A 26,693-nucleotide genomic window follows, 5' to 3' on the forward strand; every position below is an offset into this window, starting at 1 on the left:
TGCCCGAAACCCTGGCAGGCCTGCACTTCGTCGTCTTCGCCATGCTTATGCTCGTTCATGCTGCACCGATTATGAAAAGTGCCTAACACGCTCTAAGCCAGAGGCGTGCCAGCAGGGCAATGGCGGCAAGCACCCATGACCAGCTTGCGGCGCCCGATAGTACGGTCGCCAGCGTGGCGAACGCGAACGGATGCATCAACGCGGAGCCTAGCAGGCTGTTGAAAAGCGTCTCGTCATAAAGACCGAAGCAATGTTCCGGAGTGTTTCGCGTGCGATTTTCAGCTGATATCCAGCTGTCAGTTTGTGCAGGCAACGCGCCCGCGCGGCGGTGCCATGCGCCTCAGTCCGTGCACCACGGCGGCTCATTGCACCGCTCCCGCAGACACCGCGTCCATTATTCGCGCCATGCGTGTGAGGTTGCTCGCAACCATCGTGAGCTTGAAGTGCTGGTCGACCCGTTTGATGCCGCGATACACCGTCTGCCGGATACGGCCGACCGTCTTGCCCCGGCCGAAATGCTCCTCGATACGCTTGCGGATGACCTGGCTCATTTGGTATCCCGCGTGCCGCGATGTACGGTCATCGATCGCGCTGCCACCGGGGCGAGCGTCATTGCGTGCGACATGCGGGGTCACGTTTCGCGCCCGGCAATCGTTTACGAAATCATGCGTGTCGTACGCCTTGTCGGCGCCGACTGTCTTTGCGTGAGTGCCCGGCACGCGGTCAAGCAGTCGCAGCGCATTGGCCCGTTCGGCAAAGCCATCTGCATGGCTTACCACGGCACCGACCACCAGCCCCGAGCGGTTCTCCATCAGAATATGCCCCTGATAACAAAGGATCGCCGGACTCTGCTTACTCTTCTTGAACAGGCGCGCATCCGCATCCGTGCTCGACTCATGCGTGTCGTTGCCGCGCCGCTCTCCCTTCCAGTCGGCTTCGGCATTGCGCCCGCCGCCGGCCGGCGGATCGTCCGAACCGTCCTTGCGGCGAAAACTCTTGTGACTCGCCCATGCCTGAATCAGTGTACCGTCGACCGAAAAATGCTCCCGGGACAGCAGGCCCTGCTTATCGGCGAGCCTCATGACTTCCGTGAAGAACGACTCCATGACTTCATGCTCGAGCAGCCGGTCGCGGTTCTTCGAGAAGACGGAGTGATTCCACACCGTGTCCTCGATGGCCAGTCCGACGAACCAGCGAAACAGCAGGTTGTACTGCATCTGCTCCATCAGCATGCGCTCGCTGCGCACCGAGTAGAACACCTGCAACAGCAGCGCACGCACCAGCTTCTCCGGTGCAATCGAGGCCCGACCGCTGTCCGCATAGATGACGTTGAACAGTCCGTTGAGCCGCTTGAGCGCCTGATTGACCAGCACACGGATCGGGCGCAACGGATGGTCGGCTGGAACAAAGTCCTCAAGCTTGACCGTCGTGAAGAGGGTTTCCTGCATCTCATCCATTCCGCGCATCGAATTCACTGCCAAAGATCATGAACACGATATCCATAACGCGTGGCCCCGAAACCCCGTTTACACGGGATCGAAGTTCAACAGCCTGCTAGATGGCCCGTCGGATCGATGGAGCGGATCGAGCGGCTCCAGCGCAATTCGTGCGAGAGCAGGCTTGTGACACTCGTTTCGACACAGGCATGAGAAACGGAAAACGGTGGAATCGCAACGCTCTCGCCGGTCATGCGCACAGCCCGGCCGATCGCGTGGTCCTCGGCGAGATGATGCGCAAACTGTTCGAAACCGCCGATCATGTCCAGCGTCCTGCGGTGCATTGCAATGGTCGGTCCCATACATGGTTTCGCGAGGCCCAGTGCCAGACCGGTTACCACGCCAGGAACAAACTGATAGTTAATCGCATTGACCGCCAGATGTGGCCAAAACCCTGGGGCTGATTTCCCGCTATAGATGCAGGTCACGAGGCCCACACCCGGCTTCTGCAATTCGCCTACCAAGCTACGCAAATAATCCGCGCTCACACTGACATCGCTGTCCGCAAAGATCATCACATCATGGGCCGCCTGCGGTAGCATGTTCACGATATTGCTGATCTTCCTGTTCGGCCCGTACAGGCGGGCGTCCGCTACCACAGTGATGTGTGCTTCAGGGTAAAGTGTGCGCAGCTCGTCGACCGCCTTCAGCGCCGGATCAGCCGCATCATGCACACCGAACAGATACTGCACTTCACCTGGATAATCCTGCTGGCAAAAGCTCGACAGGTTACTGAGCAGGTTCCACTCGTCACCGTGCAGTGGCTTGACGACCGTTACAGGCGGATAGCTGGAGGCATCTGAACTTGGGCGCGAAAAAAAACGCGAGATCAATGCGCTTGCCAGCAACGTATAACTGATGCCGCCTACGGCCGCCGAAACGCTGATACCTAGCAGCGCGATGAGCAGCAGATGGGCTGCACGCATCGGACCTTCGAAAGTGAGCAGCCCAATCACGAGCAGCAAACAGGACGGCAAGATGACCCACTTAAGGCGCTTCATGTCTGCGCCTTACGCGGGTTGCCCGAGGCGGAGCGCGCGGCGATCACGCTTGGTGGGCGCGCAGGAAGCGGAAGAATTCGACGCCTTCTCGCAGACGCCGTCTCATCATGTCCCAGCTCGTCAGCATTTCGCGCAGGATCTCCCAGATCTTCGACGGCCTGAAATAGAAGCGTTTATAGAAGGTCTCGAGCTGATGATAAATCTCCTCGCGCGACAGATGCGGATAGCCGATCGCGGCCAGCTGCACGCCCTCCTTGCTGACGAGGTTGATCACCTTGTTCTCTTCGAGCCAGCCGTTTTCGACCGCCTGGTTGTACAACGTCGTGCCCGGATAAGGCGCGGCGAGCGACGCCTGGATCGTGTGCGGATTGATTTCCTGCGCGTAGCTGATCGTCTTCTGGATGGTTTCCTGCGTTTCGCCGGGCAGACCGAGGATGAAGGTGCCGTGAATCTTGATGCCCAGCTTGCGGCAGTCGTCGCTGAAGCGGCGCGCGATGTCGGTGCGCAGGCCCTTCTTGATATTCAGCAGGATCTGGTCGTCGCCAGACTCGTAGCCGACCAGCAGCAGACGCAGGCCGTTTTCCTTCATGATCTTCAGCGTCGAATACGGCACGTTCGCCTTCGCGTTGCACGACCACGTGACACCGAGCTCGCCAAGACCACGCGCGATTTCCTCGACGCGCGGCTTGAAGTCGGTGAAGGTGTCGTCGTCGAACATGATCTCCTTGACTTCGGGTATGTTGTCGCGAATCCACTTCACTTCGGCCAGCACGTTCTCGACCGAGCGCGTGCGATAACGATGGCCGCCCACCGTCTGCGGCCACAGGCAGAACGTGCACTTCGAACGGCAGCCGCGGCCCGTGTAGATCGACACGTACGGATGCTTCAGATAGCCGATAAGGTATTTGTCGATCTTCAGGTCGCGCTTGTATACCGGCGCGACGAACGGCAGCTCATCCATGTTCTCGAGGATCGGGCGCGCTTCGTTATGCTCGATCGAGCCGTCGGGGGCGCGATAGCTGAGGCCCTTGATCTGCGCGAGCGGTTTGCCTTTGGCGACGTCCTGGCAGGTGAAATCGAATTCTTCACGGCAGACGAAGTCGATCGCGTCACTGGCGGTCAGCGAGTTGTGCGGATCGACGGCGACCTTTGCGCCGACCATGCCGATCAGCAGCGACGGCTTGCGCTTTTTCAGGTCTTGGGCAAACAGCGCGTCGGTCGGAAACGACGGCGTGCTCGTGTGGAGGACGACGAGGTCGTATTGCGCGGCGATCTCGAGGGTGGCTTCGACGCTCAGGCCGTCGGCGGGCGCGTCGAGCACGCGGCTGTCGGGAACCAGTGCGGCGGGTTGCGCGAGCCACGTCGGATACCAGAACGAGCGCACTTCACGCTTGGCCTGGTAGCGCGACCCCGCGCCACCGTCGAAGCCGTCGTATGACGGCGCCTGCAAAAATAGTGTTTTCATAGTAGTTCTGGCGGGCTCTGATGTGATGAACGCTCCTTGCCGTGGACATCACGACCCGTCCACTTTGGCATGAATCTCTCGCCGTTTAGTGGGAGTCGTCCATCACATCAGAGCCCAAAATCCTATGGCGTAAAAAGTGCGTTCGGATGGCAAACGCCTTTACTCCCGCATCAGGTGAGTTGCGTGGGTGATCGCGCCGCCTGCACGGATTGCGGCTGCCACGACCGCGGTCTCAGCCAACTGGGCGCTAGTCGCACCGGCGTCCCGCGCGGCAGTTGTATGAAGCTCAATACAGTACGGACACTGTGTGGTTAATGCGACAGCAATCGCAATCAATTGCTTCGTCTGAACGGACAGGGCGCCTTCCTCAAAGGCGGCTTTATCAAAAGCCCAGAACGCCGCCATTCCTGCGCATGCATGTTCTTCAAGCTTTTGAAGACGGTTCAGATTTGACATTTCCAACATGCTCATCTCCCAACGCAACGAAGCAGCGTCTGTTAAGACTCCTCGCTTTCGACGATTGATCACATATCGAGAAAACGCGATTGAGCACCGAGTCTGCCGGTGCTGTTCTCCTCAACGGAATCATATGACCATGTGCAGCTGCCTACAAACATACATCGGTATATCGAAAACGTATTTAACGTGCGCTTGTTGACATGTAGGCGCTGCCCCGTTGAAGCGGAAAAAGCTCTTCCAACTGAGCCGGTTCGATGACGTCGGAGACGCGATGGCACCTATCGACGATGTGACGGTCGGCGCGGTTCTGAGGGCGTAAGGGGAATGCAAGAAAGCGACGCGGGTTTCGCACCAAATCGTTTGGGTTCAAAAAATGGTGACAGAGAAAAGCTTCTACCATTTTAGAACGCATCGAATAAAATGGCTGTTCGTCTAGAGGAAAGCCCCCGCTTTGGTATGGACTCTGTCAAGCACATTATCTGCATTGTCTCGCCCCGTCACTGAGTGGGACGATCAACCGGTCGGTTGATTGACCTGCAGATCTATATTCCTTGGGTAACATACTATATGAACTACATTCAGACGTTCGAGGCCGGTGGCCTAGAGTCGGACTGGAGTGAAAATCTTATTGATGGCGCTGCGTTCGCGAGCACCGGCGCCTTGGCATTCTGGGTACATCGCCTTCAGAATTGCGTCCTTTTTCGTGATTGGGAGTGCGCGCTGCAAGCTGAACAAAAAGCGAAACGATTGCTCAGCACCAACCTCGCATACGTCGAGGCCGCAGACGTCTCTTATTACGGCGCGCTCTGTCGAGCGGCTGTATTCTCAAGAGCGACGGAAAAACGGGTGCGTGAAGCGCACCTCCGCGCGCTGGAAGAGCACAAAGAATACCTAGAGTTGCTGGCGCAGTCATATCCGGATAATTTCACCGATCGCGCGGCATTGGTGGCAGCGGAGATGGCGAGGGTACAGGGTCGGTTAACTGATGCGCAATCGTTATATGAAAAGGCGATCGAGCTTAGCCGCAAGCTAAAGTTCGTTCACACCGAGGCAGTTGCACTCGAAGCTGCGGCGAATTTTTATTCAGATCAGAAACTTTCGGTAGTCGCCGAGACATTGCTGGGATATGCCCGCTATGCCTACCGCCATTGGGGCGCGGAAGGAAAAGCGCAAGAGATCGAGTCCCGACTGACACGGACTATCCATCTTGAGCGGAAGAAACCCGCGAACGATACGTGGGGCGAGCACCTGGATACCAGAGCGATACTCACAGCATCTCATGCGCTTTCGAGTGAAATCAAACTCTCCAGAATCCTTGAGGTCCTTATCGGAAACGTGCTCGCGCATGCTGGAGCGGAGAGGTGCGCGTTAGCGCTTCACCGGAAAGGGGAATTCCGGATAGAAGCCGAAGCACGAACGTCTTTGGACGGTATCATATATGTCATCGAATCGCGTCAGGTCCAGGACGTTGAGCTCCCGCTAGGAATATTCATGTGCGTCGCAAGGACTCAACGAAGAGTGCTGCTCTGTGACGCGTCCCGTTGTGGTGATTTTGCAGAGGATCCTTACGTTAGCCAACGAGGGCTGCGGTCGGTGCTGTGCTTGCCGTTGCTGAAACAATCTGAGCTCGTCGGAATACTGTATGTCGAGAACAATCTCATCTCGGGCGCATTCAGCGAGGACAAGACGACACTGCTTGAAGTGTTTGCGTCACAAGCAGCAATCTCGCTCGAAAACGCACGACTCTGGGCAGAGACTCAGGAGAGCAACGCGCTGCGCGAAGCGGCAGAAGAGGAGCTCCGGAATTCGAGGGAGGAACTCGCGCGGGTGGCAAGCCTTACGACGATGGGGCAGCTGGTCGCGTCTGTTACACACGAAGTTAGTCAACCGCTAGTATCAATAGCAACGAGTGCCGGCGCGGCTTTGAGATTCATGAGACTCGACGAGCCTGACTTCTCGGAAGTGGAGGAGGCGTTGCAGAGGATTCAATCCGACAGTACTCGCGCGCGCGACGTGGTGCACAGTCTGCGAGCACTGGTGAAACGGTCAGCTCCCTCCTTTTCAGCGTTCGACATGCACGATGCAGTCGTCGAAGTTTTGTTGGTCACAAGGACTCAGCTTGAAAAGCACGCTATTCGAGTCGAGTCGAATACCGTTCCCGGCACGAGTCTCGTGTGGGGCGATAAGATCCAGATACAGCAGGTAGTCCTTAATCTGGTAGTCAATGCGATTGAGGCAATGCAGGAGATCACCGATCGCGAACGTCGCCTACTGCTGGGGAGTTCGACCGTCAAGGGGCTCGTGAGACTCGTAATCGAGGACACTGGAGTGGGCATCGAGGAGGGTTCCGCTGATTACATCTTTACGCCATTTGTCACAACGAAGTCGCATGGCATGGGCATGGGGCTGCCGATATGCCGGTCGATAGTGGAGGCGCATGAAGGGCGCCTTACCGTCGAACCGTCGACGCCTCGCGGAACGCGGTTCGAAGTATGGCTGCCCGCAGCTGGAGGGTGGGCTTCCGCCCAGCTTGCATCTGGTACTTGATTCAATACGTTTTCAAGCGTCCGCGCATCAACCGGCTTCTCAAGATAACAACTTGCACGATTCGAGATCGCGCCTTCCGAGCCGAGCAGCTCCGGAACGCCGTGATGAGTACGCGGGGATTGTGTGAACTTGCTGATTTAGCATCAACGGCATGTTGGTCCCCCAAGGGCGGCGTCTTGAAACCGGATGCGGCACATTCGCTTTGTTCGAGTACTCCAGATGAAGGCAAAACCTGCATTGACGCAAACGTCCCAGTTTTAGCGCTATTGACCCAACCAGAGTCACGATGGCGTTCAACGGATCCGTCATCGCCGGTGGTGGAAATCGGGATTTCGCGCAACGTCAACCTCGATCAACGGAGAACAGCCCAAAATGCCTGCCTGACATGCCAATTAGCGATTCATAAGATACCTTGGCAACTTAAAGCATCGCTGCGATGAAGGAAACGTACCTGTGCATCACAAGTCGCGAACCTTAGCAATCAGTCGCGTTTCCATAGAAACTGACGGTCTGGCTCGATGCCGAGAATCTCCCCTATGCGGACGAAGTCCGCCAGCGTTCGGCTCGCCATTTTTTTCATGGCATGAGCGCGGTGCGTTTTTATTGTGATTTCACTTAGATTCATTTCGGCCGCGATCTGTTTGTTCATGAGGCCAGCGACGACATAGCCCATCACCGCCCGTTCTTTGGCGTTCATTGACTCGTAACGATAGCGCAAGTCTGCCATCGAGCGTTCGTTTGACAGACGTTCGGCGTCGTGGCGCAATGCCGAGGCGACGGCGTCCAGAATATCCTGGTCCCGAAACGGTTTAGCCAAGAAGTCCAATGCGCCAGCCTTCATGGCTTGAACAGTCATCGGAATATCGCCGTGCCCGCTGATAAAAATGATGGAAGTGGATAGTCCCATTTTTACAAGCTGCTGTTGAAGCTCCAGCCCGCTCCCATGGGGGAGTCTCACGTCGAGGATGAGACAACTAGGTGACTCCGGTTTGGAAAATGACAGGAATTCAGCCGCAGACCCGAACGTCTCCGCGCGCAGACCTACGGAACGGAAAAGGGCGCTCAAAGACCGCCTCGTCGGCTCGTCATCGTCGACGACGTATACGATCGACTCGTGTTTGGACTCTGTTCTGCCTGCTGCAAGTGTTCGTTGAAGCGAGTGGGAACGGTCGAACATATTTCTCCCTTTGAATTACAGTTGACCGTACGCGGACCGTTGCCGGCGCCGGGATGGACTCTTCTGCGGTAATGGAGTATTACACGACATCGCATCGCTTGCTACCTTTGGGGCATAGCTAATCCCAATGGGATGAACCGTGGACGAATGGAAGTCTGACAATTGAGCCAGACCGTCGCACCTTTACCCTTGCGGCAGTGCGGTGGATTCGCTAACTCGGTGACCTGCTCACTGCAGCGGCACTTATAATGGGGCAATATCGACACCCGCATTGCCTTCTGCGGCAATCACTAGAGGATAGTTTGAATGGCGCGCCCCAGAGAATTCGATGAGGCAGCCGCGCTCGACGCGGCGGTGGAGTATTTTTGGCTCCATGGTTACCAGTCCACGTCGGTTCGTGAATTGGCATCCGCGATGGGGATTACGGCTGCCAGTCTCTACAACGCGTTCGGCGATAAGCGCGCCCTTTTTAAGATGGCGCTCGCACGGTACATTGAGACAGGTATCGAAGGTCGCGTCATTCGCGAACGTCAGTCTACCGTACACGCGGTAGATGAATTTTTCAAAGATATCGTCAACTATTCCATAAAAGACAAGAACCGAAAAGGCTGTCTACTGGTGAATTCAGCCCTCGAACTCGGCGACGAAGACACAGAAATGAGAGGAGTCGTGTCAGATGTTTTCGTTGAGATAGAGGCGTTTTTCAGGCGAGCGATAGCACGTGGGCAGGAGCTAGGTGAAGTGTCGACTGGAGTCCCCGCGGGTGACCTGGCCCGCCTCTTATTAGGCACTTTACTTGGGATCCGCGTGCTGGCCCGCGTTCGCCCCAACCGTGCTCTTCTAGAAGGGATTGCCCGTTCGGCGCTCCTCGTTTTGAAGCGGTGATGCGTTCTGTGCAGATGCTCTTTCATTAGCGTCCGAGCGTTGGGCGGCAGCAGGGACGCGTGCGCGGCTCCATCCGCCCAGCTGATTTCGCACCTTAACCGGAAAGGGCATCCTGCGCTTCGCCCCTAGTGCGATCTGGATCGCTTTCAGCGCACCGAGAACGGAAGCACTAATACGTGGGAAATCTGTACTCGCAGCTGCAAGTCTAATCAAAAAGGCGACGTATTCGGTCATTGCAAAAATACGAAGACCAGCCTCGCGCTGCCACGTCCGAAGATGAAAGATCGCTGGCTGATCACCCGGAAAAAGCACAGAATCACCGCGATAGGACCATAAACTTTACGCAATTCTCAGCATCAAATCAAAACGGTTATCGATACCCCAGTTGAGTGAGGCAGTGACCAGCTGTGTTTTGTTCGCGTGTTCAGCGATCAGCATGCTCGGCGGCACTACTGTGAATTTTGATGGATAGTGACTGTTTCAAAATCATAGGTCGAAAAGCGGATGAAGACCGGTTCCATAAAGTCCGAATCCATAAGCCATGCATTCGCAATCGTCAGGATCGACGGGATCTCGAAAATAATGGAGGTTTATATTGCCATCTAAAGTTCAGGTCAACCCTGTTGTTACTGCGTAACGCGAGAGTGCCGTTCTTCCGCAGCGATACATCCCTAACGAGACGGGGGCAAGCCTGCTTCCGATGTGCATCTTTCAACAATTTTCAAGAGATTCATGGGTGAGACGACTTTCAACTTCAGTCGCAAGCATCATCGCGGACGCGTTGAGTGGTCGTGGCTTCGAGAAGGGTTTGTATATGCTATCGCCCCTGTTGATTATGATGCCGCTGAGAGAACAAATTCCCGGTCTGGTCGCGCCAAAACGACGCCAGAGCTGGAAACTGTAACTGCATTGTGTCGGGTCATGCCACGATACTATCACGGTGGATTGTGATACCCGCTCAAGGATATTGACGGTCGCGTTGCGCAAATGCATGTCGTCCGACGACGAGGTTCCCGTTGGCGTTGTCAGGTTCGTCGATAGTATCCTTTCCAGCGATTGCGAACCTGATTGAGCGAGCGACCGCACGATGCTCTTCCATGGTGCGACTGTGGTCGTTGTAGCCGGTGCTTCCATGACTAGTCTCCGGGAACTTCAGGGTTTAGCGGCGGATAACGTGAGATGGCGGTGAAGTCCGAGCGCCCATCAGAGTAGTAGCGCCCTCGATCGCACAGGTGGGGTGATATGGATGTCTATCAACCGCAGATGTTTGTGTGACGGATGAGTGCGGCACCGATGGAAAAATGGTACGCGGCGCTAGTGCTCGAAACAAACATGCATCGGTATAGAAGTTCGACGCCAAAGGATGTCAAACGATTCGTCTGGACTGGAGACGGTTAACTGATGCGGGTCGGGTCGCTGATCTTTGTCCACCTGCAACTATAGGCGGCTTGGCTCTAGCGTGGTCTATCTCTGTGCTTGGAAAAGCAAGCTGTGCTGTCGCAAAAATGAACGTTCGATCGAAGACGCCCAAAGGCACCGCGCAATGATGCGTTCGCGGTCGTACGGCAAACGCGACGTTTTGTGAAATTAGTCCACCGTCATCTTCCGATGCGCGAGCGACGTCCGAAACCTTCGAGAAGAGACCAATCCGACGCAACGGAGTTAGGCGAACCGAGTCGACTACGAGCGAAGGAGCAGCTGCGTGGCAGGACTGAGGAGGTGACGACGGTCGCGCGCGACGCGTACACCGGTGTTCGTTCAAAAAGGTTCCGCAAGCTCCGCCCTGAAGCTTCGAAGCTTGCGCGAAAGCCGTGCCGGGTCAGACACGCCGCCCCGATCGGGAGGAGTTTAAGATCCGCCGGAGTGTCTTACATCAACCGACGCTATTGAGCTGATTGCAGACGAAGCATGCAGCCTATGCTCTAGGCTTCGTCGGCGATGGCTTCCAGCGCGGGGAAATCGATCTCGGTCTCGAAGACATTGCTTACGAAATTGGTATAGAGCAATTGCGAGACCCGCGCGATGATCTCAATAACCTCAGCATCCGTCCATCCTGCATCGCGGACCTGTTGCAGATCGCTTCCTTTCACCTTTCCGCGTGTCTCAGTGACCTTCTTCGCGAACTGCACAGCCACCTCGATCTTTGGATCACTGGATTTACCGTTACGGTTCATCTCGAGTTCGGTGACATCAAGCTTGCTGAATTGAGCCCCGATATAGGTGTGAGCACGGACCGTATAGTCACAACCATTCACTTCCGACACGGCGAGTGCGATACGATCGCGCATAGCAGCATCGAGGGTTCTCTCAAGCGGAATCTGCAAACCTTTGAACGCCGCTAAAGCGTGCGGGCTTTGGGCCATCACCGCAAAAATGTTCGGAACGAACCCAAAAAGCTTCTCGAAGCTGTCGAGGGTGGCCTGCGAATCGGCGGGGATTTGCGTGTCGGATGGGCTAATACTATCGGCCATGTATTCTCCATTCAAACGCGTTGTTTCGATTGGAGGGATCCTATCCTGCTCAACAAGCGTAGATAACCCACCAGGTATGATATGTTCTGTCTCGAGAACTGAGAGGGTGATAAGGATCGGTTGCTGTTCTTGATCCTTTCGAGCATAGATTGGCTAACCAGGCACCTTTGGCGGTATTTGCCGGTTTTAGTTAAGGTGTTTTATTGCGGTTCGTTATGCCCCAACGGAGTCCTGATCCTCGCGACGCGAGTTGTCGACCATAAGTCTGTCTTTGTCACCATTCAATGCGTTAGGCAGTCTCGGGACGCAAAATTCAATGAATCTTCGGATCTTGATGGGCTGCATTTTCTGCCCAGCGTGCACGACGCTGACGGGCATCGGTTCCGGCTCGAAATCCCTGAGGACAAGTGTTAGCAAACCAGCTTCGACCGCGTGGGCAATCTGATAGCAACGAACATGCGTTACGCCGACACCAGTGATGGCAGCATCGATTGCAGCTTCAGCGGTGTTTACGGAGAGGCGGGGGCGAATGCCGACTTGGCGATCCGGCCGCTGGCCTTGACTAGAAGCGAAGGTCCACGTTGCCCCCGATGCCAACGCCTCGAAGCTTACGCAGGAATGGTCTGCCAGATCTTCCGGCTTCTTGGGCTTGCCAGCGCCAGCGAAGTAGGCGGGACTTCCGCAGAACACTCGGCATACCGTACCGACGTGTATTGCTACGAGCGAGCTGTCCGGCAAATGACCGATACGCAGTGCAATGTCGATTTTGTCGTCAATCAAGTGCAGACTTCGATCCGATAGGATGAGCTTGATGCGAATCTCCGGGAAGGCAGCGAGGAAATTGTTAACGACCGGCAAGAGATGTAGGCGGCCGAAAACGATCGGCGCTGTGACGACCATGTCGCCGCAAGGGGTTGAATATTCACCCGACGCGCTCCGTTCCGCGTCGCCGACCTGATCGAGGATAGTCCGGCAGGCGTTTAGATATGCTTCGCCAGCCTCCGTTAGCGTCAGCTTCCGTGTGGAGCGAACAAGCAATCGTGCGTTCAGATGCTGTTCAAGTTCTGCGACTTTGCGGCTTACGGTCGGCAAGGGAATGCCGAGTTTGCGGGCCGCGGCAGAGAAGCTGCCCAAGTCCACCGCGGTAATAAAGAACGACATTGCCTCAAAGCGATCCATCTATCCTCTCATTTGATCAGACGAAACATATCACACATACAGGATTAACAACGAACGCGCGCGCTATTAGCATTCCTTTCAATTAGAAATGGGTAGCCAACAGGGGAAACAGATGCCCAGGGTCACGATTCCTGATCGCGATGACGCGCCAACGGAGTCGCAGGAAATGCCGAAAGCCGTCCAGACAGCCGTGCTTCGCGCCTGCGCTCTTCCGGGCTGCGTCCATTAGCGCTGACGCCGTCATAGGTGGACACAGCTCGGCGGGGCAATATCCAGCATTTGACGCGCGAACCGTCGCGCGCATCGCCTTGCGGTGTCGCAGGTTAACGAATGCAAATATTGCCTGTCCCTCCATACGTATCTTGACATGACCTTTGGGAAACTGAGCCCGGACGAAATGTTGCGCAACCGGGGGGTGATTCCACCGTCGCAAAGTCGACGGCGCTGCTGATGTTCATCCGGAAGTTGCTCGAGAGCATATTTTGTCTTCATTAACCTGATCAACAACGTGGTTGGCACGAAAATTGACCTTTCCCGAAGTGAGCTGCCCCTGAAAGTTCGCCTTCCAGCAGGTCGCGTATAAACTCGACCGAAAGGAAGGAAAGAAGAAATGTTCAAGGTACCGCACCAGGTGGACACGGCGGAGTTCAAGGAAGCCGCCGTGCAACGAGTCAAGGCCGGGCAAGGCATAAGCGCCGTGGCCCGCGAGCTAGGCATGTCGATGCAGACTTTGCGCAACTGGCTCAAGGCTTGCGAAGCAGGCAAGCTGAACGGCCCCGGGGCGAAGGTCGTCACGGCAGAACAGGTGGAACTCTCGCGCCTGCGAGCGGAAAACAAGCGCTTGCAGATGGAGCTGGAAATCGCAAAAAAAACGGCGGCGTTCTTCGCGAAGGACCTCCTGTGAAGTTCGCCTGGATTGACACGCAGTGCCGGCACTATCCGCTGGCGGCGCTGTGCGAGGTCCTTGGTGTGAGCGTGAACGGCTATCGTGCCTGGAAGCGCGGCGGCACGCCTGAGCGGCAGCGGCTGACCGATAAGCAACTGCTGACGTTGATTCGAACGATTCATACCAAGTTCAAAGGCGCTTACGGCTCGCCGCGCATGACCGAAGAGGTGCGTTCTCGCGGCTTTCCGGCTAGCAAAGCACGTGTGGAGCGGCTGATGAGCGCCAATGGCATTCGGGCCCGCCGCAAGCGCCGTTATCGCGTGACAACCGATTCTCGGCACAAGCTGCAGGTCGCACCGAATGTGTTGAACCGCAACTTCACGCCGGCCGTGCCCAATCAGGTGTTCACCTCGGACATCACGTACATCCGGACAGACGAGGGCTAGCTGTATCTAGCGGTCACGCTCGACCTGTTCAATCGGGAGGTCGTGGGTTGGTCCGTCAAGCCGCGCATGACGACGGAGCTCGTCACTGACGCGCTGACAATGGCGTGGTTCCGCCGCCGGCCCGCGCCCGGCGCGCTGCATCATTCCGATAGAGGCAGTCAATACGCCAGCCACGACTTCCAGCGCAAGCTGGCCTCGTACGGGATGCGCTGCTCGATGAGTCGCAAAGGCAGTTGCTGGGACAACGCGCCGACGGAAAGCTTCTTCAATAGCCTGAAGAACGAGCGGGTACACGGCACCCGTTATCGCACGCATCGCTATGCCGTTGCGGACTTGTTCGAATACATCGAAGTGGTTTATAACCGCAGTCGTCGTCATTCATCGCTCGGCTTCATGTCGCCAACTCAGTTCATGCAAGACTGGCTTGCGGCTCAGCGGACAAAGGATACGGCTGCATAACTCGGGGCCTCTGGAAGGCGAAAAACCGAGAAACGCGCACAAACGCAATTCGAAGGAGGTCAGCGCCACCCAATAACCGCAGGACGGGGTGTATCAAATTACGTTTGCGTTTGCGTCCGAAGCTGTATCAACTTGAGATTGCGTTTGACAATGAGGTTGCCAATGCTCAGGCAAAGCGGGTTCATGGTGGCACGGTCGGCACTGTTAGACGTGGACGTCGATGGACAATGGCCAGCGCGCGAACAGCCAGCCGGCTAATTACTCGGTACGATAAATCGAAGTTTGCGGTAAGGATTTTTAGATGCCTGGAAAGAGACGATTTAATGAGCAAGCGGTTTTCAACATTGCAATCGAGGTATTGGAGCGCCGAGGGTACAAGAAAGCCACTATGGTCGAGTTGGCTGAGGCGACGGGGGTGCAACGTGGCGCACTCTACCACGCTTACGGAAGCAAAGAAGAGTTCTTCCTTAGGGCATTCAACTACTTGGCCGGCGAGTTTTACGAGCAGGTTAACCATGCTCTTACGAAGCCTGATAGGCGCGCTTGCCTACAGTGCTTCTTTGAATTGATCACCCCTCTTAATAACACTTCGCGGTGTGTTGCTGTCGTCGCGACCCGGTTGACCACTGAATCAGGGGATTCGTCACGCAGACTACGGGATACGTTAGCGAACTTCTTTGCCAAGCTCGAGCATTTGTTATGCGAAGCTCTTAGCGTAGAGGGAGACGGTATGCAATTGTCCATGTCCGCAGACGACGCAGCAAAGCTTGTTATCGCCACTACGCGTGGGATTGCCGTGATGCGCAACATACACATGAGCCGTGTGACAGTTACAGAGGTTACCAGTGCGCTCCTTAATGCGGTGATCTCGTCTGATCCACCAGACTCGTGACGGCCGTCTTTGATGAGCATAAATCTCTCGATACGGGTTTGTCGCGCAGGGCGTAAGCGCGGTCCTGCCACGGGCATGGCATTTCGATCGTTGATGGTGGCGCCTTTCGTACTCTGGCTTCACGCCCTCAGCCACACCTCCATTTTCCCAACTCTCGGTAAATTAACCGCATCAACCGTGCGCGTGGTTAGGTCGTGCGCGCGGGCCGTCTCGAAGGCAGGGTTACCGGTTTGCGCTTCCAACGCACCCAGAAGTTCTCACGTTTTGAAATTGCACTTTTCAAAATTACTGGCTTATCAGAATTTTGAAGCAATATTATGATGGACTCGGTGCCGTACTTGCTCGGCGCAATCGGAGGAACAACATGTCCCGTATCGACATTCCTGGTCATCGAGAAACTGCTGCGTCCAGTTTACAACCCCTGTTTCATTTAGTTAGCAGGCGTTTTGGTTTCGTTCCAGATCTTTATCGAATCTTGTCCATCAGTCCACACTCGCTGATCGGGTTGATGGAGATGCAGGCAGCGCTCTCGCGAACATTGGATGTGCGTACGCGCGAAAACATCGCGATAGCTGTGTCTGAAGTTAACGGCTGTGACTATTGTGTTTGTGCTCATTCGTACATCGGACACTATTTCGCCAAACTCTTCCCGCAAGAGATGGCCTTGAACCGCGTCGGCCGATCGCTGAACCGCGAAGCAGAATCAGCGATAAGGTTCGCGCGGAAGGTTTCAGTATCGTGGGGAAAAGTGACGACGGAGGACTTAAACGACATACGCGCTGCAGGGTACTCTGATGCGCAGATTGTGGAAATCATCGCGCTATGCGCCCAAGTATTTTTGACCAACCTTCTAGCCAATGTATATGACATTCAGCCTGATTTCCCGGAGTTTTCGAGTGTAACAGCTGTTCATGGAGACTTGATCGGATCGGAGCGGTCAGCGTCCTCCTATGATAACTAGCGAGACGTTTACCTCTTCTGCTGGAATGCTAGAGCGCACACCCGGGCTCAGAACTGTCTCCCTCGTCGATTTCGCAGGTCTATATTGACGGTTTGTGTGATGAATCGGCGCGCTCGGCTTGGTTCAGGCGAAAAAACCCCCACCCTGGCTCCTCGCCGAATTGCAGACTGTCCTTGACCGCCACATTGGCACATTCCATGGCGGAGCAGTCAGAACACAGTCTGCAGCTTCGCTCCGCGAGCCCGGACCTCTTAATGGGGCGACTCTCGTCGGTTCTCTTGAAGGCTATGGTGCCTTCAGGAAGCGTGTTGCTGCAAAGGAAATGTTTATAGGCGACGGGATCAACGTACGCGTCCGGATAGCTCACTACTATGCACTGGTCGACAAGGTTACGAGCTGGTTCATCGGTCAACCGGAAATAGACCCACTGATGGAAGTTGGTTGGTAGGATGAGATCGCCGTAGATTGAATATTCCAGCGTCGCCATCGGTCTCGATGTGCGCTCTCTCGACGTAAGTAAAATTTGACGAAGGTAAGCGATCGCCGCTAATGCAACGCAGATAGCAAATATATCCATCATCTCGAACGGATCGTACATCATGCTCCTCACGCTCGCTACGTAACCCAATGCAGAGATTGAACGAAAATCCGGCGGCTTCGTCAATCATCTTCCAGGCTGACAACAGGATACCTCGGTATATCGCCAGACATCGGTAACCCACCGGTGACAAGTGTGCGAGTCAGCCGATAACACCGCGGCGCTCAGGTCAAGATAGTCCACCATGCCAATTTCGTGTCAAAAATAGCGATGGGGAAGTCGCTAGGTGTGTCGAATACGTTGTTTATGAAATTGGCAAATAGGAATTGCATGCTAAGCGCGATGATCTTGACAAGGTTTGCGTTTGTGAACCTAGCTTGTCGCACGATGTCGAGATCAGATTCCGCTACTTTACCGCGCGTTTCCGGTAGTCTTCGCAAAACGGAGCACAGCGTCCCTCTTCGAATCACTGAATGTGCCCATCGGGTTGAGCGAGATTTCCTCTGGGCTGAGATTGGCAGCGTTAGCTGCTCAAATGGTGTACGCAGATAGGCAGTATCGGCAGGAATTTACTTGCGACGCAACCAGTGCTATCCCGTCTCCTGTCTTGGAATCTAATGTCTTCTCGAGTGCTTCGTGGAGGACCGTCCAACCAGTTAGGGCGTCTGAGCTGAGAGACGTGATACAGAACTGGTTCGGAATAAATTCAAATTGCCTGTGGAACGCATCAGGCATCGGGTTGGAGGCGAGGGGCGGTTCGCAGCACCTCGAGATTGCGAAACGGGTCATTTAGTCGCTCCGGTTAAAAACCAGCGAGGACGACAAAATAGGATCGTAGGAAATCTTGAAATTTATACAGACGGGTCGGTGCTAATGCGATTTGTGACTCGAGAGATGACTTAGTGATCCACCTTTTTTGACAGGCGTGTTTCCATTTTGACGAGTTCAACGAGCGTGTTCGCTTTCATCTTACGCATGAGCTGCCCACGATGTACTTTTATCGTTATTTCGCTCAGATTCAGCTTTGCCGCGATCTGCTTGTTCATCAGACCACCTGTGACCATGGACAGGAGCTTTCGCTCATGAGCAGTCAAGGACTCGTATCGTTCACGCAACTCTCGACGGCCGCGTTCGCTTTCGCGGCGTGCGCGGTTATGAATCGTCGCTGAACAGACCGCGTCAAGCATGTCCTGATCACGAAAAGGCTTGCTGAGAAAGTTGTGGGCGCCCGACTTCATCGTTTTTACAGTCATCGCAATATCACCGTGCGCGGTCATAAAGACAATAGGTATGTAAACCTGGAGTTTCGCGAGGCGCTCTTGTGCCTCAAGTCCGCCGATCCCTGGCATCCGAATATCGAGGATGAGGCAGCTCGGCAAGGCGGCAGCCTTGTTCGCGTTCTTCGCCAATACCTCAATCATTTCCGTGGCCGCGGTAAAGAGCCTTACCTCTAGGCCTACGGTCGCCAACAGATCTGCGACAGATTCTCTGACCGAGATATCGTCATCGACAACATAGACCAAAGAAGACGATTCCATATCATGATTTTCAGATTCTGAAAAAGACATATTCGCTTATTGCTGTAGGATTAGTTCAGGACATCATTCACCGATGTAGCGTCTAAATATTGCAACGTAAACCGGAATACGGTTTCCTGTTCGCACCGATCGGCTTGAATTAGTCCTCCGTGGGCCTCTACGATAGAACGGCATACTTTGAGTCCCATGCCCATACCGCTAGGTTTAGTTGTAAAGAGTGCGTCGAAAAGCTCCTCGGCGGAGTGTTCGCCGAATCCACAGCCATTGTCCTGGACGGTCACCATCGCAAACGCGGAATCATGCGAGGTGGCGTTTACGATCAGAGACTTTTGCGTCCCGACGACGGGTAGCAAAGCGTCCATAGAATTACGTATCAGGTTCTCCAGAACCTGTTGGATCTGCGTGCGATCGCCAAGTACCGGTTTGGCTACAGCGATTTGTAGGCGTAGTCGGATATTCGCGCGATCGAGCTCCCCCTGCAGGAGAAACGCGACTTCCCTGATAGCATCACCGAGGTCCACAGGAACCTTAGTAATACCCGAATTGGATGCCGCGGCCCGTAACCCTCTGAACACGTCAGCAGCCCGACGGGCGTCTCGAGCCACTCGTCGAGCGGAATCGCGTGCCCGAGCTGTTTCGACGGGTGATTTCGACAGCCATCTTAGACAAGCCTCCGCGTTCGTAATAATTCCCGTGAGTGGCTGGTAAACCTCGTGGACGATTGATGCTGCCATCTCACCCATCGTGGAGAGGCGATGGGCACGCGCGAGTTCCGCGCGCGCCGCTTGGAGAGCATTCTCAGCGTTACGTCGTTCTGTGACGTCAACAGTTACTCCGAAGTACTGCAGATCTTCTGTGTCGTCAGTCTGTGGGTGACCTTCCACTTGGACGTATTTGATTTCCCCGAAGCCGACCATGATCCTGAATTCGAGTTTAAAGACGCGCCGGGCGGCAATGGCTTTCACGAGTGCTGTTCGCACCAGCGGGCGGTCGTCAGGATGGGTCAGATTTATTAGTTTCCCGCTGTGGATGTGTCGTTCACGCGGAATTTCATATATTCGGCAAAATTCTGAGGACGCTTCTAACATGTCCGTAACCGCGCGCCACCTCCAGGTGCCGGTTTGACTCATCCGTTGCATGTGCGCCAGCTCTTTCTTATTTGCACACAACGCAACTTCGACCTCTTCGATCGTTTTATTCTCGCGAGCGATGCATGCACGGAGCCGCAAATTCTCTCGTTTCATTGCAGCTTGCGCTGAAAGTATGTTTAGCTGATAAATGAGGGTCTGGTCTAACGGTCGGGTATCGCTGTGTGTATCCAGACAAAGCATCTCCTTGCTCTCCTCACCATTGAGCAGGAACATACACAACATGGGGCTATCCACGGCGTCGGTCTGTGAGTTCGCCGAGGCCCGCGCCTGCATGGAGGAGTTAGTCCCCAAGAAAACCGGCATATAGGGCAGCGAAGCCGTATCGAAGACCTTCCTCAACAGTCCCTCTGATTCGACGGATCGGCTACCGTGGCTGACAATAATTTCGTCATTGTTGTAGCGCCGTGCCTCACATTCGACGAGCATCTTCCCTCTGTCGTTCCTGATGAGCCGAACCCGGGATGCCTTTGCCATCGAAATGGCGCTTTTCAGAAAAGTTGCGACGACCTCCTCTTCGGTGGTATCACGTGCAAGTTGCTGAGTAGCCTGGACCATTGCCAGTAGCTGCGTGCGATGTCCATTACCGATCATGCCTGTTTCAACGCTCAGATTCTGTTTCCGTGTGACGAGAGTTGCCTGATTTCTGCCGTTTGCCTGCTTGGAGTGTTGCATGCAGTGCGTTATTTGCGAGCAGAATTCGATTGGTTTGCGCCTCCGTTGCTTCTTTGCCGTAACTGTCGATAGTCGCTATGTGGCGCGGTATGGACGTCTCTCAGAGGGATGGCCAGGCTACGCCGGGATGTGGTTGGTCGTTCTGTCGTATAGGTCTATCTATGACGCAATCTTTTGAATTGAGTCGGAAGAACCGAGCCTTAAGTTCAAGTGCTGCAGATCACTTTTCGACGGTCGCGCACGCGTATAGCAACCCGTTTGAACTGCTCGGTATGGAGATTTGCCATCCATCCACACTCCATACTGGGACCGTCCCTGTTGACAGTTTGGCAGTTTTCGACATGAGCTTTGGCACTTCCTCCCACCGCCTATCAGTTTCACGCCAGGGCAAGGTCACTGCTGATATTAGCAAGTTCCGAGTTCGTTGCGTTCGGCGCACACGTATGCACCGATATACGTTGGTATGTTTTAGTTGGACGTCTTTGCGGAAGGTGCGCATAAAACGTTTGATTCTAGTCCGGATTGCAAGATGTAATAAAAGTCAAGTTAGTCTAATTACATCGTTACGCTGTAACGATGTGGGAATCCCATTCAAGCTATAAGTGGCTCTTCCAGGAAGTTTAGAAGCTGCTGCGATATCTTATGCGACTATCGTCAATTGGGGAGCGCGCGACGTCAGCCGCAGGGGTTCTCCGTGGCCGCGTCGTACAGCCGGTGCTGCTCACGACAGAGCAACTTTGCGCGTCTGCGGCGAATTGCTGTACTGTATCTGCGAGTTCTTTCACGCGGAAGACGTCATGCTGGATGCGGGCTGGACCGCGACGGGCGAGGACCGAAGAGCCGGCTTTTTTTTGCCTCTGCCTTATGATACACACAGCTGGAGCAACCCGCGCGCGCTGGTCGTCCGGTTTTGTTGAGGACGTTGACCCGCTATCGTGACCGTCAGCGAACGACGCAGGCGCGGGAAGTTGAGTTGATTGCATCGCGGATGACCGCATATGGGTGCAATATATGAGGCACTTCTACAGGCAGACGGCCCGTAAGAGTAACGGGCAGCATCAGGCGTTCGAGCCGAAGCGGTGCTGGCGGGTGATGTGTCCTCTTCCGTGAGTCGAATTGATGCTTCGAGAACTGATCGCCGAGAACGGTTTGCCACTGGTTTTTCTGAACGTACTGCTTGAGTCGCTTGGGTTGCCAGTGCCGGCGATGCCGACACTTTTACTAACCGGCGTAATCACCTCGTTGGTAGGCCGCCATGAGAGCGTTTGGTCGATGAGGCTTTCCCTGTTCAATGTGGTTCTCGTTGCAACGAGTTCTGCTCTCGTGGGTGACTTGTTGTGGTATTGGATGGGACGACGTTATGGGAGCCGGGTCCTAGGATTCCTATGCAGCCTATCGATATCGCGGGACAGTTGTGTGAACAAGAGCGGCGAGCTCTTCGCAAAGTTCGGCGTACGGGTGCTTGTCGTAACCAAGTTTATTCCGGGCCTCTCTACGCTCGCGGTTCCTGTGGCCGGTGCAATCGGCGTATCGCTCAGCAGTTTTCTCTTTTACGATGCCGTCGGGGCTGCACTATGGGCAACCGTGGGGGTAGCTCTCGGCTCGCTGTTTGCTGATACCATAGAACCGATTCTTAGCGTCATCGATTGGTTGGGCTTTGGGACCGCGACTATTGCCTTGATCACTCTAATTATTTACGTAGGCATCCGATGGCGACACCGAGCGACCCTGCATCGGCGTTTGCGCATGCCGCGGGTCGACGCTGTGCAGCTTGTTGCGATGCTGGCACAAGAGCCTCCGCCTTTGGTCATAGATGCGCGACGGAGGCTGAGGCGACAGATCGATCCTGTGCGGATCCCAGGCGCGATAGTGGTAGATCACGATGTATCGGTGGCGCAGCTCGACGGATTGGACAGGAGCAGGAAATTTGTCGTCTACTGCGATTGTCCAAACGAAGTGAGTGCGGCATTAGTCGCGGAGCAGATGAAGACGGAAGGGTACAGCCATGTCTTTCCGCTCGCCGGAGGGCTCGAAGCCTGGCGCGCTGCCGGCTTCGCTCTTGAACCGCTCGTGCTTGACGAGGTGACGCGAGAAGCGGTGAACAAGATTCATCCCCGATCCGCATCATGAGAAGCCGGGGCGGTTCATATTCAGCGGCTGGAGTTTGTTATTGCGCCTGAGTCTTCCTTGCCGTCAAATGGGAAGGGCTCATGGCGGGGCACCGGCGTACATCGCAATGGTTCTGAAGAAGCGCGTTGCTCAGACCGGCAGCAGCGCAAGCTGCTGTTGCTCCTCACAATGATTTGAGGCGAACCGCCCTGGCAATCCGGGAAGTTGGGCAAAGCCCAGCCGTTTGCGGTTTGCTGACGTATCGGCCGGCCTACTGCAGGTACGATACAAGCGCGATCTAGTCTTTTTCAAGCACAGGCGGCCGTATTTCCTTCAGAGTTTCCCGCCAGAAGCGCACTATAGAGGTCGCGCTGCACGCGACTCTACCATCCCCAAATGCGTACTGCCGCTGGCTCAGCGGCTTCCTGGTAACGTGTCGGTGGTATGGTCGTACCGGCTCATTTTTAACCGGCGCACATGAATGATTTGGCGCTGCACACCGGCTCGTTCGGCCTTGAGGGTCAGCTCGCTCATGAATTGTCCAGGCGCGCGGACGCTGACGCTGCGTCCGTAGCAAGTTTGCAAGGCTTTCGGAGGAGACGCCATCGTCGCGCCATGTCCGTGCCCCGGTAAGCAGAAAGTTCGCGTCGCGCCCATGCGCCTGCTTGCGCACGTCCGCCTCATAGCGATACATCTCTGCAAGCCGTTGTTCCGCTTGCAACTGCCGAAGCGAGCGCACCCAGTTGCGGCAGTCGATTTCGGCGTGCGGACGCTCGACCTGGAGTGCGAACCGCTGAACTGCGCCGTGTCAGCCGTAACCGATGCGATGTTCTACGGACCGATATCGATGTCGCCGACCGATCCTTGGGGCACGAGGCGGCGCAGTATGCTCGCCTTGATGGGAGTATTCCCGTCCAGAACGAGCTGGACGAACCAGCGCAGCTTCTTGTGGAGTACCTTCACGCCAGCCGGCAGTATTTGGTCTTGAACTACAAGGCGGCTACGAGCCGCTCATCCTTTCGCAGGTCTGGCATCCTGACCCTGATGGATCAGCGGCGTTCAACCAGCAGGAAGCGAGCTTATGCATCCGGGCGCATCATGCCCGTGTTGCTTTTCCTGCAAGAGTGTGCAGCGTACTTCTCGCGCCTTTAAAGCGCGGGCGGCCGCGCTTGCCGAACAGGTACCGCTCGAGTGCCTTGAAGACCCGCGTCGCGATGACCTGAATTTGGTAAGAACCAAATCCGGTCCGCAAAGCCAGCTGCGCTCTCGTGCGCGACCGCGAGCGAGTGAAAGGCGTGTTCGGCGAAGCCGTGTGCTTACCGTACTGCCCCAAAGGCATCGTTACACGCGGAGCCTTTGGCATCCTGCGTGCGGCGACCCACCGCTCATCGGCACGAATTGCCTCAACAACCTGCAGGCCGGATATCAGCATGACATTGCGTATCCGCTTCCCATATACAAAGCGCGAGCGGAGGCCGGCCACTTCGGCTGGCGACGTGCCCGACGGCAACGTAACGATGAAAGTCGGGCGCTCCTTGCGCAGCATCTATTGATTTGGGCCTGGTCCGATAGGCATGCTGCAACGGTTTCACCAGTGCGTATAGCAACCGTTTTATTTCGACGCGGGAGCGGAGTCTGGACTGTCGAGGAGCGACCGGCTGAAGGAGCGGCTGCTATCCTAATATGAACATTACGCATGGCAGGACACCACGGCGCAGCGCTGTGCGACGCGGCGCACACCCGGTGCGCGTTTGCAAACGTTTCGCTAACTTCGCCCTGAAGGTCGGAGCCTGCGCAAATAATTTTCGAATCAAAGCTGGGAGATCAGCGTCGCAATGACCACGGAGCAAAGAAATAGCGAGAATGCTCGACTTGCGCGGATCATCCTTGGCTTGCGAAAACCGGGTGGTAGATACTGTATCCCCGTCGTCATCGGTCGAACCAGATCTTGTCGCTTCACGATCCGGTACAGGGCAATAACTGCTATGTGGATAGTGACACACGTCATCAAGATCGTGAACAGCAATCCGTGCACAGACACCAACATATTTGAGGTATCGCCGGAGAAGATGCCGAAAAGCGGTCCTACCTGGGCCACGTCGTTGTAGGCATATAGTCCCGTCAATACCTGCATCGACATTAGCAGGATGAGCAAAACTACCATCCATCCGCCGGCGGGTGTGTGTCCGACGTGCGTCGTCCCAGCGCAGGAAAAGAAGCGACGCGCATAGACCAACGCGCTCGAGGGGCGTACGAGAAACCTCCTGAACCGCGCGGTTTCGCTACCCCAAAAGCCCAACAGAATCCGGAAAATCAGTAGCGTAAGGGTTAATTGCCCCAGACGAACGTGCCACGTCATCCAGTTGTATCGGGATGTCACATACGCCCCGATGACGAGACCGACAATCGACCAGTGAAAGATTCTCACTGACAGATCCCACACCCGTACGGGAAGGTGTTCTGTTTCAGAGGAAAGTGACTCTGACGGCTTATCCAAAATCTACCCTTTTTGGGGCAATCAATCGAGGGAGTTTACGCTGCGAGTGTACGTCATGCGAGCCACCTTTCATAAGTATGTCATGCAGATATTTGGTATCGATGTCTTATACCGACGTATTGCACCGCATTTGCTGTGCGTAATACGATAACAATTGTATTGAGGAAGAAACGATGCCTGCCGTCACAATGCGGACACAAAGATACGGGAAGTTCACCGGATTTTATAGCGACAAGATATAAGGAGATTAAGACGGAATTGGCCGACAAATATACCGACGGATGCAGTGGCGATACGCAGTGAATATTGTAGCGTAGCTTCTCCATCGTTAACATTGCCTCTTAGTCGCGTCAAGGGCGGTAATCAACCATGGGCCGCCCAATTAGGGTCCCACGCCGGGCGCAAATACCACGGCCAAATTCGCCACTCCGAAGAGCACAGCGCACGCGTAATCGGGATAGAGAAAGTTCACTATTTGTGATATCGGCCAACGAAAAAGGTGTCAAATGACTCTAGAAGCTCGCGAAGACATTATCGAGAGAGCGTTGCTGTGCCTTTTAGCGCCGGCATCGGCTTCGGAAGTCGTGCTTGTAAAAGAAAAGAAAATTCGTCTAACGAAGACCCCGCTCTGTGAGAGGGCGAAGGAAAATGCGACGAGAGAACTGTTGCCGGCAAGGGTTTCTATAGTTGAACGGCTTTCATCCGTCACGCTTAGTGTTTGCTGGAGCGACTCGACTATGGGACATTTCGGCGAACAGATCTGGAGGATAGGTCTAGCACACGGACGATCATTCTGCGCACTGAGTGGTATGCCGATCAAGATCGGGGATTCAGTTTTTCGACCATGGGTGAGCGAGACACGGGTGCCCGCAAACAGTCATCGAATGATTCTTGCGTCGTGCGTGCGCGTACCGAGCTCATGACGATGATGGCGGGGCACTGATCAAACTGACAACGCGTCTTATTTTGGCAGTCGAAGAGAGAACTGCGTTAGTTGTGGCACACGATGGTCGGGTTTCCTTCGCCGCCGTTACACGTGCCAGTTGCGAGGCCGCGGCGCGGCCGTCCCAGGTCTTAGAACACCGGAGCGAACATGTCGGCCACTCGTTCGAGCAGAACAGAAAGACGACTCGAGAACGTAGCTAGTCGAATCAACCCTTTCCGAGGGGAAGAGGTGGGATTCATCGCTAGACTGCTACCCGTAATTGCACGAGCCGCGCAGTGCGCGCTTCCGCTCTCTGTTGCAGTATGGTCGATATTTGAATTGCCAGTCGAGCTCATACTCGCACAATCATCACCGGAGCGTTTCGCTTCCGCGACGGGGAGACTGATATGGGTCGCGTTAGCCATCGGTACTGTAGTCAAGATCCGGTTTGCCAGGGCTATATTCCTTTTCCTCTGTGCGGTCAGTTCGATAGTTATCGCGCAGGCGCTATCGATGGCATATGAATCGTCTTTGCTGGTGTTTAGTGTGCTGGTGGTGGATCTTTTGCTTAAGGTAATGGCACTTGGGATATCGCTGATCCTTCCTCTTGTTGCCCCACATTCACGCTAAGCTGTTCTGTAAGACCGTCGTCGTTTCCCCGAGCTCAGGCTCGAAGTCTTCTGCTGTGCGCTGAGCGAGTCGGACCACTGTTCATTCGTAAGGTTGGGGCATAAATCCATAAGAGGCGCATCACTTCCGTACTCAACCGGTCATGGAAGGCTGCTTGATTTCTAAAAATTCCGTTTGCTGGCGTCCATCTCCGCCAGGCGCTGCCCGTCCACGGCGGAATTTTCATCAACTGTTAGTCTTGGTTGGCGACCAGCTGATCGACCCGAAAGGATTTGCGGTGTGCGCAAGCGCTTTAGTCCGAGCATGAGT

General features: G+C 55.2%; 18 protein-coding genes and 4 pseudogenes. 9 read left to right on the top strand and 13 right to left on the bottom strand.

What is annotated here, in order from left to right; genetic code table 11:
- Nucleotides 1-86: pseudogene (locus HDG33_RS37430) on the top strand (IS5/IS1182 family transposase); the annotation flags it as partial.
- Nucleotides 87-362: 276 nt separating this feature from the next.
- On the opposite strand, the gene HDG33_RS18285 reads toward HDG33_RS37430, so the two are convergent.
- The 4 genes and pseudogenes from HDG33_RS18285 to HDG33_RS18300 form a co-directional block, all read right to left on the bottom strand.
- The gene (locus HDG33_RS18285; RefSeq protein ID WP_184032153.1) at nt 363-1,466 is read right to left on the bottom strand and encodes an IS5 family transposase; all 1,104 of its coding nucleotides are present in this window, start codon (nt 1,464-1,466) and stop codon (nt 363-365) included.
- A gap of 89 nt (nt 1,467-1,555) precedes the next feature.
- A pseudogene (gene hpnI, locus HDG33_RS18290) lies at nt 1,556-2,497 on the bottom strand (bacteriohopanetetrol glucosamine biosynthesis glycosyltransferase HpnI); the annotation flags it as partial.
- A gap of 43 nt (nt 2,498-2,540) precedes the next feature.
- Nucleotides 2,541-3,962: a hopanoid biosynthesis associated radical SAM protein HpnJ gene (gene hpnJ / locus HDG33_RS18295; RefSeq protein WP_184031886.1), complete on the bottom strand. Its 1,422-nt coding sequence runs from the start codon at nt 3,960-3,962 to the stop codon at nt 2,541-2,543.
- 159 nt (nt 3,963-4,121) lie between these two features.
- Nucleotides 4,122-4,427 (bottom strand): carboxymuconolactone decarboxylase family protein, encoded by a 306-nt coding sequence (locus HDG33_RS18300; protein ID WP_184031888.1) that lies wholly within the window; start codon nt 4,425-4,427, stop codon nt 4,122-4,124.
- 519 nt (nt 4,428-4,946) lie between these two features.
- Here HDG33_RS18300 and HDG33_RS18305 point away from each other — a divergent pair.
- Nucleotides 4,947-6,968, top strand: coding sequence for an ATP-binding protein (locus HDG33_RS18305; RefSeq protein WP_184031890.1), 2,022 nt, complete (start codon nt 4,947-4,949; stop codon nt 6,966-6,968).
- A 481-nt stretch (nt 6,969-7,449) separates the two neighbouring features.
- On the opposite strand, the gene HDG33_RS18310 is transcribed toward HDG33_RS18305, so the two are convergent.
- The gene (locus HDG33_RS18310; RefSeq protein WP_184031892.1) at nt 7,450-8,145 is read right to left on the bottom strand and encodes a response regulator transcription factor; all 696 of its coding nucleotides are present in this window, start codon (nt 8,143-8,145) and stop codon (nt 7,450-7,452) included.
- Nucleotides 8,146-8,451: 306 nt separating this feature from the next.
- Here HDG33_RS18310 and HDG33_RS18315 point away from each other — a divergent pair, with 306 nt between their 5' ends.
- Nucleotides 8,452-9,030, top strand: coding sequence for a TetR/AcrR family transcriptional regulator (locus HDG33_RS18315; protein WP_184031894.1), 579 nt, complete (start codon nt 8,452-8,454; stop codon nt 9,028-9,030).
- A gap of 711 nt (nt 9,031-9,741) precedes the next feature.
- Here HDG33_RS18315 and HDG33_RS38265 read toward each other — a convergent pair.
- From HDG33_RS38265 to HDG33_RS18330, 3 genes are all read right to left on the bottom strand, one after another.
- On the bottom strand, nt 9,742-10,164 hold the full coding sequence (locus HDG33_RS38265) for a DUF3331 domain-containing protein (RefSeq protein ID WP_184031896.1): 423 nt from the start codon (nt 10,162-10,164) through the stop codon (nt 9,742-9,744).
- A 788-nt stretch (nt 10,165-10,952) separates the two neighbouring features.
- Complete coding sequence (locus tag HDG33_RS18325) at nt 10,953-11,501, bottom strand: carboxymuconolactone decarboxylase family protein (RefSeq protein WP_184031898.1); 549 nt, start codon at nt 11,499-11,501, stop codon at nt 10,953-10,955.
- Between the two features lie 213 nt (nt 11,502-11,714).
- Complete coding sequence (locus HDG33_RS18330; protein WP_184031900.1) at nt 11,715-12,680, bottom strand: LysR family transcriptional regulator; 966 nt, start codon at nt 12,678-12,680, stop codon at nt 11,715-11,717.
- Nucleotides 12,681-12,987: 307 nt separating this feature from the next.
- Between HDG33_RS18330 and HDG33_RS38270 the strand changes: the two are divergent.
- The 4 genes and pseudogenes from HDG33_RS38270 to HDG33_RS18350 all read left to right on the top strand — a co-directional run.
- A pseudogene (locus HDG33_RS38270) lies at nt 12,988-13,131 on the top strand (carboxymuconolactone decarboxylase family protein); the annotation flags it as partial.
- 159 nt (nt 13,132-13,290) lie between these two features.
- Nucleotides 13,291-14,471 (top strand): annotated as a pseudogene (locus HDG33_RS18340) (IS3 family transposase).
- 301 nt (nt 14,472-14,772) lie between these two features.
- Nucleotides 14,773-15,363 (top strand): TetR/AcrR family transcriptional regulator, encoded by a 591-nt coding sequence (locus HDG33_RS18345; protein WP_184031904.1) that lies wholly within the window; start codon nt 14,773-14,775, stop codon nt 15,361-15,363.
- Between the two features lie 364 nt (nt 15,364-15,727).
- On the top strand, nt 15,728-16,324 hold the full coding sequence (locus HDG33_RS18350) for a carboxymuconolactone decarboxylase family protein (protein WP_184031906.1): 597 nt from the start codon (nt 15,728-15,730) through the stop codon (nt 16,322-16,324).
- Nucleotides 16,325-16,403: 79 nt separating this feature from the next.
- On the opposite strand, the gene HDG33_RS18355 is transcribed toward HDG33_RS18350, so the two are convergent.
- From HDG33_RS18355 to HDG33_RS18365, 3 genes are all read right to left on the bottom strand, one after another.
- On the bottom strand, nt 16,404-16,925 hold the full coding sequence (locus HDG33_RS18355; protein WP_184031908.1) for a cytochrome P460 family protein: 522 nt from the start codon (nt 16,923-16,925) through the stop codon (nt 16,404-16,406).
- Nucleotides 16,926-17,761: 836 nt separating this feature from the next.
- Nucleotides 17,762-18,430, bottom strand: a complete 669-nt coding sequence (locus HDG33_RS18360; protein WP_260330480.1) for a response regulator transcription factor — start codon at nt 18,428-18,430, stop codon at nt 17,762-17,764.
- 20 nt (nt 18,431-18,450) lie between these two features.
- Nucleotides 18,451-20,223 (bottom strand): sensor histidine kinase, encoded by a 1,773-nt coding sequence (locus tag HDG33_RS18365; protein WP_184031910.1) that lies wholly within the window; start codon nt 20,221-20,223, stop codon nt 18,451-18,453.
- 1,119 nt (nt 20,224-21,342) lie between these two features.
- On the opposite strand from HDG33_RS18365, the gene HDG33_RS18370 reads away from it, so the two are divergent.
- The gene (locus HDG33_RS18370; protein WP_184031912.1) at nt 21,343-22,353 is read left to right on the top strand and encodes a VTT domain-containing protein; all 1,011 of its coding nucleotides are present in this window, start codon (nt 21,343-21,345) and stop codon (nt 22,351-22,353) included.
- Between the two features lie 1,075 nt (nt 22,354-23,428).
- Here HDG33_RS18370 and HDG33_RS18375 read toward each other — a convergent pair.
- Both HDG33_RS18375 and HDG33_RS18380 read right to left on the bottom strand, forming a co-directional pair.
- Nucleotides 23,429-23,878, bottom strand: a complete 450-nt coding sequence (locus tag HDG33_RS18375) for a hypothetical protein (protein ID WP_184031914.1) — start codon at nt 23,876-23,878, stop codon at nt 23,429-23,431.
- Between the two features lie 264 nt (nt 23,879-24,142).
- Nucleotides 24,143-24,775 (bottom strand): cytochrome b/b6 domain-containing protein, encoded by a 633-nt coding sequence (locus HDG33_RS18380; protein WP_311548347.1) that lies wholly within the window; start codon nt 24,773-24,775, stop codon nt 24,143-24,145.
- 560 nt (nt 24,776-25,335) lie between these two features.
- On the opposite strand from HDG33_RS18380, the gene HDG33_RS18385 reads away from it, so the two are divergent.
- The gene (locus tag HDG33_RS18385; RefSeq protein ID WP_184031918.1) at nt 25,336-25,752 is read left to right on the top strand and encodes a DUF3331 domain-containing protein; all 417 of its coding nucleotides are present in this window, start codon (nt 25,336-25,338) and stop codon (nt 25,750-25,752) included.
- Nucleotides 25,753-26,693 lie beyond the last annotated feature (941 nt).

Origin of the sequence: Paraburkholderia sp. Cpub6, from assembly GCF_014201065.1 — a bacterium.
Lineage (GTDB): Bacteria > Pseudomonadota > Gammaproteobacteria > Burkholderiales > Burkholderiaceae > Paraburkholderia > Paraburkholderia tuberum.

Excerpts from the sequence above, each read along its gene's own strand:
- HDG33_RS18365 (WP_184031910.1), bottom strand. The coding sequence starts at position 20,223 with ATGCAACACTCCAAGCAGGCAAACGGCAGAAATCAGGCAACTCTCGTC.
- hpnJ (WP_184031886.1), bottom strand. The coding sequence starts at position 3,962 with ATGAAAACACTATTTTTGCAGGCGCCGTCATACGACGGCTTCGACGGT.
- HDG33_RS18345 (WP_184031904.1), top strand. The coding sequence starts at position 14,773 with ATGCCTGGAAAGAGACGATTTAATGAGCAAGCGGTTTTCAACATTGCA.
- HDG33_RS18370 (WP_184031912.1), top strand. The coding sequence starts at position 21,343 with ATGCTTCGAGAACTGATCGCCGAGAACGGTTTGCCACTGGTTTTTCTG.
- HDG33_RS18385 (WP_184031918.1), top strand. The coding sequence starts at position 25,336 with ATGACTCTAGAAGCTCGCGAAGACATTATCGAGAGAGCGTTGCTGTGC.
- HDG33_RS18300 (WP_184031888.1), bottom strand. The coding sequence starts at position 4,427 with ATGTTGGAAATGTCAAATCTGAACCGTCTTCAAAAGCTTGAAGAACAT.
- HDG33_RS18310 (WP_184031892.1), bottom strand. The coding sequence starts at position 8,145 with ATGTTCGACCGTTCCCACTCGCTTCAACGAACACTTGCAGCAGGCAGA.
- HDG33_RS18360 (WP_260330480.1), bottom strand. The coding sequence starts at position 18,430 with ATGTCTTTTTCAGAATCTGAAAATCATGATATGGAATCGTCTTCTTTG.
- HDG33_RS18355 (WP_184031908.1), bottom strand. The coding sequence starts at position 16,925 with ATGATGTACGATCCGTTCGAGATGATGGATATATTTGCTATCTGCGTT.
- HDG33_RS18330 (WP_184031900.1), bottom strand. The coding sequence starts at position 12,680 with ATGGATCGCTTTGAGGCAATGTCGTTCTTTATTACCGCGGTGGACTTG.
- HDG33_RS18350 (WP_184031906.1), top strand. The coding sequence starts at position 15,728 with ATGTCCCGTATCGACATTCCTGGTCATCGAGAAACTGCTGCGTCCAGT.
- HDG33_RS38265 (WP_184031896.1), bottom strand. The coding sequence starts at position 10,164 with ATGGAAGCACCGGCTACAACGACCACAGTCGCACCATGGAAGAGCATC.
- HDG33_RS18315 (WP_184031894.1), top strand. The coding sequence starts at position 8,452 with ATGGCGCGCCCCAGAGAATTCGATGAGGCAGCCGCGCTCGACGCGGCG.
- HDG33_RS18375 (WP_184031914.1), bottom strand. The coding sequence starts at position 23,878 with ATGCTGCGCAAGGAGCGCCCGACTTTCATCGTTACGTTGCCGTCGGGC.
- HDG33_RS18325 (WP_184031898.1), bottom strand. The coding sequence starts at position 11,501 with ATGGCCGATAGTATTAGCCCATCCGACACGCAAATCCCCGCCGATTCG.
- HDG33_RS18285 (WP_184032153.1), bottom strand. The coding sequence starts at position 1,466 with ATGCGCGGAATGGATGAGATGCAGGAAACCCTCTTCACGACGGTCAAG.